Origin of the sequence: Pseudoalteromonas sp. SR41-8 (genome assembly GCF_014163915.1) — a bacterium.
Classification (GTDB): domain Bacteria; phylum Pseudomonadota; class Gammaproteobacteria; order Enterobacterales; family Alteromonadaceae; genus Pseudoalteromonas; species Pseudoalteromonas rhizosphaerae.
This window is the reverse complement of record NZ_JACJEE010000059.1, coordinates 1-9,836: the sequence shown is the minus strand read 5'-3', so window position 1 is coordinate 9,836 and position 9,836 is coordinate 1. Positions and strand designations below refer to the sequence as shown.

Genomic DNA, 9,836 nt, shown 5'->3' with positions numbered 1-9,836 from the left:
GAACTCAGTAGTGAAACGAAACAGCGCCGATGATAGTGTAGCATTTGCTATGTGAAAGTAGGACATTGCCAGGCTCCAAATAAGAGAAACCCGTTACAGCGATGTGACGGGTTTTTTGTTGTCTGGAATAAAGTAAAAATACCAAGCCAAGACCCCATGGTGAACTCAGTAGTGGCCGCTCTTGCAATCCCTATGCTCCACGGCATTCGTATTCCTATACATCAAACAAAACAGCTCGAAGGCGAGCCCCACACAAGGTCGCCCCAACACAAAGATAGTGTCGCATTTGCTATGTGGCTCTCTACCGCTGTGGGCACCACGACATTGCCAGGCTCCAAATAAGAGAAAGCCGCTTTAGAAATGAAGCGGCTTTTTTACGTCTGGAATAAAGTAAAAAGAAGGTTCGAGGTGAAAGGCAATAGGTTTTAGGTAAAAAAGAATAAGAGCCTAAAGCCGACTCTATACATTTGCTATGTGACTCTCTACCGCTGTGGGCACCACGACATTGACAGGATCTAAATTGAGAAAGCCCGACTAGAAATAGTCGGGCTTTTTTACGTCTGCAGGAAAGCTATTGGCTTCGAGCCGTCAGCGTTAACCTTTGACATGCGTGTACTGTCATTTTCTAATCTTGAAAACTAGCGCCCTCTATAAGTGATAGGCAAGCTCGCACTCTTTGTAAGTAAAAGGCAAATCAGCATTATTAATAAGTGACTGTAAGCGTGTTTTATTAGGTATTATTTGAGTAATAAAGTCAGTCTGCTTTTCTTCTAATATGGTAGAATTTTATTTCTGTTTTCAATGCCAATGAGGGTTACCTTGCCTACCTCTGATTATCAACAAGTCTTAAATGAAATTACCGCTGAGGTGCAACCACTGTTATCACAAGGTAAAGTGGCGGATTATATTCCAGCATTGGCTGAGGTTGATGCTAACCAATTTTCTATTGCTATATATACGACTGATGGCCAGACATTTTGCGCAGGCGATTGCTCGCAACGCTTTACAATTCAATCTGTTTCTAAAGTAATGACGTTAACGTTAGCGCTGCAGCGCTATGGTAATGAATTATGGCAACGAGTCGGCAAAGAGCCGTCAGGTACTGCGTTTAACTCTTTGACTCAGCTTGAGTTTGAAAAGGGTATACCGCGTAACCCTTTCATAAATGCCGGTGCTATCGTTACCTGTGATGCGTTATATAGCCGCTTGTCTGCACCTATGCATTCAATGTTAGAAACATTTAGGTTATTGTCTGGAAATAAGGGCATAGTGATTGATAAGAAGGTCGCTAATTCTGAGTATGAATTTCGTCATCGTAATGCTGCAATGGGGCATTTAATGAAGTCCTTTGGTAACTTTAAAAACGAAGTTGATGATGTGTTATGGGCATATTTTAATTTTTGTGCAATAGAGCTCAATTGTGTCGAATTGGCTAAAGCATATAACTTTCTGGCCAATAAAGGGATAGATAACGTGTCTAATAGACGCGTACTTTCAAGTCTGCAAAACAAACAGCTCAACTCATTATTATTTACCAGCGGCCTCTATGATGCGGCGGGCGATTTTGGTTATAGGGTTGGTATGCCGGGTAAATCAGGAGTATCGGGCACTATATTAGCGGTGTTACCGAATAAGTTTACAGTGGCAGTATGGTCGCCTGGGTTAAATTCATTTGGCAACTCGGTGGCAGGAATAGCAGCCCTTGAGCTGCTATCTAAAAAACTTGATATCTCTATTTTTTAACTAATATGTATTGGGAGTTGTTACTGCTCCCAATAAACCTGTTCGAGGCAGTCTTCACGCTCAGGTAAACCACGAGATAAGCGCGGTGAATGCTGTACTAACACCTCAAAACTGGCACGGTTAGCATACTTACTAATTTGTGCTAATGATGAGTAGGTCATTGCCGGTTGCTGGTGTTTAGCTGAATTACCAACATTGAGCTTATGGTAAACATTTGCCGATAAGTCATGTAGTACCGCCGCTAATGCACAATCTCCTGCACCATTGGTGTTCTTAATAGAGTCTGGACCACCCATAAATGGCGCTGTATGGCTGTATGCACGAATTGGCTGCTGACAGTCAACTTTGCGCATAGCGCGCGAAAACTCATAACGATTGAAATCTGGTATTGCGCCAGGCAGCAATGGGTATTCTGTTTCTCGTTTAAATTGCTCATCGATGTAGCCTGCCATAAACAAGCCTTTTTCACCTGCGGTACAGATCACTAAATCTACCCAATCAAGTGCTTTATCAGCAGCAAGTAGAGGGTCTTCAAAGCCAGTTATTGCCAGCCCTTCTTCCTCATTCATTGCTAAAATATCAACATGTTTTTCAACAAAACTAGCCCACCAAGTAGGGTCTTGCTCGATTAAAAACTTAGTACCAAGAGTGAGTACGACAGGGATGCCAGCATCATTGGCATATTTGACAGCTTGCATTGTTGCTTCTGTCATTGTCTCAGAACCTTGCGTACGCATTAAGTAAGCACTGATCACTAATGCCGATGAGTTCTCTATTAACTCCTGATCGATTGATTCAGGTCGTAGGTGGTTCATCAGCCCTGCGCTGATGGCAAAAGTACGTTCACCAGTATCGTCAATGAGTGTAAAGCAGCGACCGATCGGACCATCTACCGGTTGTAAGTAGTCGAGATCGACACGACTTGAGGTGTTACATAAAAAGCGATAAGCGTAGCTACCAATTTTAATGTTTTCACTCATCACACCCAGTAGTACAGAGCGGTCATCCGCTAATACTGAGTAGTTGTGCATAGTGTTGCCGATAGTACCGCCTGCAAACTCATAATCGATCATATCGTTGAGTTTTAAGCGGTCATATAATGCATTGGTTATATCACTATCAATAACTTGCGACATACCTCGGCGCAGTTGAAATTCGTCAAGGAAAGCTTGATCGACTTTAGCTTCTATATCAACTACGATTTGATCTATCCCTGTGATGTAGCTGCGTTGCAACTTATCACTGGCGTTGAGTTGATTAGTAAGTGGATCTTTGGCTTCCACTGGAAAATAATGTTTATGCCTGCGGCGTCCAGGAAATTTCATTTGCTACCCGTGTGTTGTGAGCTAAATAAAAAAAGCGAGAGATTATATCGTAAATCGCACGGGGTGAGCCATGTTAAAGCTGTTTTAATTTGTTTTATTTTTATCACTAATCAGTATATTTAGAGTTTTAATGGCCTAAGTGAGTATAATTAAACAATAATTAGTTAAAGATTAAGTCAATGAGTGAACAATTGAACGATCAATATTGGATGGCGCAAGCTCTAGAGTATGCAAAAAAAGCGGAGCAGTTGAATGAAATTCCTGTCGGTGCTGTACTGGTCAAAGATAATCAGTTGATTGCAGCTGGCTACAATCGTTCGATTACCGATAACGATCCTTCTGCTCATGCAGAGATGATTGCGATACGCGAAGGTGGCAAGGTCGTTAATAATTACCGCTTGATTGATTGTACTTTATACGTCACGTTGGAGCCATGCTCTATGTGCGCCGGGTTGCTAGTACACAGTCGTATCAAACGTTTAGTGTTTGGTGCTGCGGATGAAAAAACAGGATCAGCAGGCTCTATTATGAATCTATTACAAGATCCTAGATTAAATCATCAGGTTGAAGTTGAGGCCGGAATACTAGGTGAGTTATGTGGGCAAACTATTTCTGATTTTTTTAAACGCCGCCGTCAAGAAATAAAAGCTGCAAAGAAAGCTTTGCGTGACCTGAAGGCTTAACCTGCAGGTGCTGCAATGTTTAACTCTGCCATTTGTTGCATTGCAAACATTCTGCGACGCCAAATTACTTTTCTATGTAAATTACGCAGCATTATTCTGCGACGGGTAGATGATGAATAAATAACATTTCGTTTGAACGAATGTGTACGCCGACGTTTCAGCATGGTTTCTCCTGAAAATGTGAGAGTGAGAAAAGATATAAGTTAATTATATACTTGATACTACACATTAGTGATCATTTGATGACAAGTAAATAGATATTTTAGTTTGCGCGTACCTATCGCATTTAAAGTTATTTTTATTGTTCGCCGTTATCTTTTTTTTGCGGTGCTTGCTCATCGATACTGTCATCTTTTGTTGGGGAGACCGTGGTTTGTATTGTGGCAGGCTTTGGATTTTTAATCTCAGCAGCTTGGGTAGTAGGTTGATCTATTTGTTCTGCATCATCGGGTTCAGTAGTCGGTGTGCTGATCGCGTCATTTTCATCTAACCAAACTAGTGCATCGTAGTAACGACGAATATTATCCACATACTTGACTGCAACGTCACCGCGCGAATAGCCATACTTGGTTTTACGGTAGTAACGTTTTTTGATTAATAGCGGTAAGCGTTTTTTCACATCAGCCCATTTATCAGGGCTAGCACCTTGCTGCTCGGTAATAATACGAGCATCGTTCACGTGACCCCAACCAATATTATAGGATGCTAAAGCTAGCCAAGTACGATCTGGCTGAGGAACGCGGTCGGGAATTCGTTTTTCTAGCTTCGTCAAATATTCTGCGCCGCCTTTGATATTTTGCTCAGGAGCAAGACGATTAGTTACGCCGACCTGCTTTGCAGTATCACGAGTGAGCATCATAATACCACGAACTCCTGTGGGGGATTTTGCTCGCGGATTCCACATTGATTCTTGATAACTTAAAGCTGCAAGTAATCGCCAATCTAGGCTGCCTGCATATTGCTCAAACCAAGGTTGATATTTTGGCAGTGTTTCTTTAATTGCTTCAATATAGGCAAGGGTATTAACGTAGTTAAATTGGCGGACATGGCCAAAATATTTTTCTTCAAGTACATAAAGCTGATTACTTTGTTTTACTTCACCAAAAAACGGCACCATTAACGCATATAACGAATCGTCGCCGTCTTTGCGCAGCAGCCAAGCAATGGGATCGTTACGAGTAACAGAAAAACCAATACTAAGATTAGGGTGATAGCGACGAAACAACGATAGGGTATGTGAGTCGGCAAGAGTGTAATCAATTTCACCATCGATCACTGCTTGTAATAGCTCTTCTTCGTCGAGATCTTCTGTTTCGCGCCAATTTAAATTGGGGTGAGTTTGTTTAATTTGTTGCAGTGCCAATGAATGGCTACTTTTGGCAAGTACTGTCAGGTTATCGGTTAGATCATCAAAATCACGAGGTCTTACTCTACCTTGTTTATAAACCAGTTTTTGGCTAATTGTGCGATAGGTTGGGCCAAAACGGTAATCTTGGGCGCGTACTTTATTGTACGTTAAACCAGAGGCTATTAAGTCTAAATCGCCGCTATCTAAGCGTGAAAACATGTCGGATAAGTTAAAAAATGGCACCATCTCCAGTTCAACCCCAAGGTGATCTGCAAACTCTTGGGCTAACTCATATTCAAATCCTTGTTCACCTTGCACTGCTTGATAATAATTACTTGCTCCAGCTAACGTACCCACTCTGATTTTGTTTTGAGTTTTTATTTGGCTAAGTTGAGATTGCTGCTGTTGCATATCGCAGGCACACAAAAGCATTACTAACGTAATGATTGTTATTAGCTTTTGTTTAAACATACTGTGCCCCTTGAATGCTATTACACCCTTATATCAAAACTTTGCGATGACGTCACTTGGCGATTTGTCATAGTTGACTTTACTGTGTTTGATATTTCATCTGCCACTAGGCATTATTAGTAATAAACGATGCTAACTTATAGCGCTCTTGCCGCAATTTTAATTCCCTGCTTAACCTGTATTTCCGAGTTACTTGAGTATATAATACCCGCCTAAAATATCGTTCAATCCCTAACCCCGGATGAAAATACCTATGTTGATCCTTCGTGGTGCACCAGCACTTTCCGATTTTAGAGTTCAGAAAATTTTAGCCCGTTGCCAACAGGCGCAACTTCCAGTCACTAATGTATACGCTGAGTATGCACACTTTGCAGATCTAACCGCACAGCTGTCAAGTGATGAGCAAACTAAGCTTGAGAAGTTACTTACCTATGGTCCAACGATTGCCGAACATACACCTGCAGGCACTTTGGTGTTAGTAACGCCTCGTCCTGGCACAATCTCGCCATGGGCTTCAAAAGCGACGGATATTGCACATAATTGTGGCTTAACTCAAGTACACCGTGTTGAGCGCGGCATCGCTTATTATGTTGAAGGTGACTTAAACGCTGAGCAATTAAATCAAGTTGCAGCCTTATTACATGACCGCATGACCGAAGCAACGCACAGCGCAATGGACGACGCTGCGACGTTATTCCGTACTGATGCACCGAGTCAAATGTCATCAGTTGACATTTTAGCCGGCGGCCGTGAAGCGCTAGCAACTGCAAACGTTGAGCAAGGTTTTGCCCTTGCTGATGACGAAATTGATTACTTGGTAGAAAACTTCCAAAAGTTAGGGCGTAACCCGAACGACATTGAATTATTTATGTTTGCACAAGCAAACTCAGAGCATTGTCGTCATAAAATTTTTAATGCAGATTGGACCATCGATGGTGTAGTTCAGCCTAAATCGCTATTCAAAATGATTAAAAATACCTACGAGCTAAACCCTGAAAACGTATTATCTGCTTATAAAGATAACGCCGCAGTAATGAAAGGTTCGAAAGCGGGTCGTTTCTTCCCAAATGCTGAAGGTGAATATGCATATCATCAAGAGAACATTGAAATCTTGATGAAAGTTGAAACCCATAACCACCCAACTGCGATTGCACCTTTTTCTGGTGCTGCTACCGGTTCAGGTGGTGAAATTCGTGATGAAGGTGCAACAGGCCGTGGCTCTAAGCCAAAAGCAGGTTTAGTTGGCTTTACTGTATCAAACTTACGTATTCCTGGTTACGAGCAACCGTGGGAAACTGATTTTGGTAAGCCTGCTCGTATCGTTACAGCATTAGATATTATGACTGAGGGCCCATTGGGTGGCGCTGCGTTTAATAATGAGTTTGGTCGTCCAAACTTAGTTGGTTACTTCCGCACTTATGAAGAGCAAGTAACTAGTCATAATGGCCTTGAGGTGCGTGGTTACCACAAGCCAATTATGCTTGCAGGTGGTTTAGGTAATATTCGTACTGACCACGTACAAAAAGGTGAAATTCCTGTTGGCGCTAAGTTGATTGCGTTAGGTGGCCCAGCGATGAACATTGGTTTAGGTGGCGGCGCTGCTTCATCAATGGCGTCAGGCCAATCAAATGAAGATTTAGATTTTGCGTCAGTACAACGTGAAAACCCAGAAATGGAACGTCGTTGTCAAGAAGTCATCGATAAATGCTGGCAGTTAGGTGATGCTAACCCAATCGCGTTTATTCACGATGTGGGCGCGGGCGGTTTATCAAATGCATTCCCTGAGCTTGTTAATGACGGTGGTCGTGGGGGCAAATTCCAACTGCGCGATATTCCGAATGATGAGCCGGGCATGGCACCGCATGAGATCTGGTGTAACGAGTCTCAAGAGCGTTATGTACTTGCTGTCGCGGTTGAAGATTTTGACCGTTTTGAAGCCATTTGTAAGCGTGAACGTGCGCAATATGCTGTGATAGGTGAAGCGACTGAAGAGCGTCATTTAACCGTTGCAGATAGCCATTTTGGTAACAACCCCGTTGATTTACCACTGGATGTGTTATTAGGCAAAGCACCTAAAATGCACCGTGAAGCGCAATCTCAACAAGTTATTGGTAAAGCGCTGGATACTGCAAATATTGACGTAAGTGAAGCGGCAACACGTTTATTACGTTTACCTGCGATTGCTGAAAAGACGTTCTTGATCACCATTGGTGACCGCTCAGTAACAGGGCTAGTTGCTCGTGACCAAATGGTTGGTCCTTGGCAGGTGCCAGTTGCTAACTGTGCCGTAACTGCAGCAACGTATGACACTTACCATGGTGAGGCAATGTCTCTTGGTGAGCGTACACCTGCAGCATTGCTTAATTACGGTGCATCAGCACGTTTGGCCGTAGCTGAATCATTAACCAATATTGCTTGTGCTAACATTGGACCGCTTGAAAACATTAAGTTGTCTGCTAACTGGATGGCAGCAGCTGGTCACCCTGGCGAAGATGCGGGTCTTTACGAAGCAGTTAAAGCGGTGGGTGAAGAGCTTTGTCCTGCTCTTGGTTTAACCATTCCTGTGGGTAAAGACTCTATGTCGATGAAAACCCAGTGGGATGAGAATGGCGAGCAGAAGTCAGTAACAGCACCATTATCACTTATTATCACCGCGTTTGGTCGTGTTGACGATGTACGTAAAACGGTTACTCCGCAGCTACGTACAGATAAAGGTGAAACCTCACTTATTTTGGTTGACTTAGGTGCTGGTAAAAACCGACTAGGTGCATCAAGTTTAGCGCAAGTTTATAAGCAATTAGGTGATGTAACGCCAGATGTAGATAGCCCTGAATTACTAAAAGGCTTTTACAATGCAATGCAAGCGTTAGTCGCTGATAATAAGTTACTTGCTTATCATGACCGTTCAGACGGTGGTTTATTTACCACAGTGGCTGAAATGGCATTTGCGGGTCATACTGGTGTGACTGTTAATTTAGATGGTTTAACAGGTTCTGACATTGAAGCACTTTATAATGAAGAGCTCGGAGCGGTAATCCAAGTTGCTAATAGTGATTTAGAGGTCGTGAACGCAGTATTTGCTGAACATGGCATTGCTGCAATCAGCCATGAAATTGGCACACTTAACAGTGACGACAGTGTGGTATTTAACCGCGCTGGTAACCCTGTACTCAGTAATACGCGTACTGAATTACGTACTATTTGGGCAGAAACCACCTACCAAATGCAAGCACGTCGTGATAACCCTGATTGTGCTAAGCAAGAATTTGATGCCAAGTTTGATGTTAAAGACCCTGGTCTTAACGTTAAACTAAACTTCGATTTAAATGAAGATGTGGCAGCACCGTATATTGCGACAGGCGCTAAGCCTAAAATGGCTATCTTACGAGAGCAAGGTGTTAACTCGCATTTAGAAATGGCAGCTGCATTTAACCGTGCTGGTTTTGCGGCAGTTGATGTACACATGAGCGATATTCTTGAAGGGCGTTTAAGTCTGGAAGAGTTTAAAGGCTTAGTGGCATGTGGCGGCTTCTCTTACGGTGACGTGTTAGGTGCTGGTGAAGGTTGGGCTAAATCAATCTTATTTAATGATATGGCACGTGAGCAGTTCCAAAGCTTCTTTGAGCGCCAAGACTCATTTAGTTTAGGTGTGTGTAACGGTTGTCAGATGTTATCAACATTAAAAGAGTTGATCCCTGGCACTGAACATTGGCCACGCTTTGTGACAAATAAATCTGAGCGTTTTGAAGCACGTTTTAGCTTAGTTGAAGTGCAAGAGAATCCTTCGGTATTCTTCAACGGTATGGCGGGCTCTCGTATGCCTATCGCTGTGTCTCACGGTGAAGGTCATGCTGAGTTTGCTAATGATGCAGCAGTGAAAGCAGCGCTTGAGTCAGGTACTGTAGCGGTTAAGTTTGTTGATAACTACGGTAACCCTACGACACAATATCCTGCTAACCCGAACGGCTCGCCAGAAGGTATCACAGGTATTACTTCAGCTGATGGCCGTGCTACTGTAATGATGCCTCACCCTGAACGTGTATTCCGTGCGGTTGCTAACTCGTGGCACCCAGATGAGTGGCGCGAAGATAGCCCATGGATGCGTATGTTCCGCAATGCACGTAAAAATGTAGGTTAAACTATATTTATACACACTAGATTCATTATCTAGTACTAGAATAAAAGGCTGCACTGTGCAGCCTTTTTTGTTTATGCTGGTCAAAGGTCAAAGGTCAAAGGTCAAAGGTCAAAGGTCAAAGGTCAAAG

General features: G+C 42.9%; 6 protein-coding genes. 3 read left to right on the top strand and 3 right to left on the bottom strand.

Annotation, left to right across the window (positions count from 1 at the left end; genetic code table 11):
• Window positions 1-819 precede the first annotated feature (819 nt).
• Complete coding sequence (gene glsB, locus H5162_RS20865; RefSeq protein WP_145235030.1) at window positions 820-1,743, top strand: glutaminase B; 924 nt, start codon at window positions 820-822, stop codon at window positions 1,741-1,743.
• 20 nt (window positions 1,744-1,763) lie between these two features.
• Here glsB and H5162_RS20860 read toward each other — a convergent pair whose 3' ends face one another.
• Entirely contained in the window at window positions 1,764-3,068 is a 1,305-nt protein-coding gene (locus tag H5162_RS20860) for an inosine/guanosine kinase (RefSeq protein ID WP_145235032.1), read from the bottom strand.
• A 179-nt stretch (window positions 3,069-3,247) separates the two neighbouring features.
• On the opposite strand from H5162_RS20860, the gene tadA reads away from it, so the two are divergent.
• Window positions 3,248-3,751: a tRNA adenosine(34) deaminase TadA gene (gene tadA / locus H5162_RS20855; protein WP_145235034.1), complete on the top strand. Its 504-nt coding sequence runs from the start codon at window positions 3,248-3,250 to the stop codon at window positions 3,749-3,751.
• Here tadA and H5162_RS20850 read toward each other — a convergent pair.
• Together H5162_RS20850 and mltF are read right to left on the bottom strand one after the other, a co-directional pair.
• Window positions 3,748-3,915 (bottom strand): hypothetical protein, encoded by a 168-nt coding sequence (locus tag H5162_RS20850; RefSeq protein WP_182779422.1) that lies wholly within the window; start codon window positions 3,913-3,915, stop codon window positions 3,748-3,750. The two genes, tadA and H5162_RS20850, sit on opposite strands and share 4 nt — an antisense overlap.
• Before the next feature lie 134 nt (window positions 3,916-4,049).
• The gene (mltF, locus tag H5162_RS20845; protein WP_259397229.1) at window positions 4,050-5,570 is read right to left on the bottom strand and encodes a membrane-bound lytic murein transglycosylase MltF; all 1,521 of its coding nucleotides are present in this window, start codon (window positions 5,568-5,570) and stop codon (window positions 4,050-4,052) included.
• Window positions 5,571-5,823: 253 nt separating this feature from the next.
• Here mltF and purL point away from each other — a divergent pair, with 253 nt between their 5' ends.
• Window positions 5,824-9,708 (top strand): phosphoribosylformylglycinamidine synthase, encoded by a 3,885-nt coding sequence (purL, locus tag H5162_RS20840; RefSeq protein WP_182779421.1) that lies wholly within the window; start codon window positions 5,824-5,826, stop codon window positions 9,706-9,708.
• The last annotated feature ends 128 nt before the right edge of the window (window positions 9,709-9,836 follow it).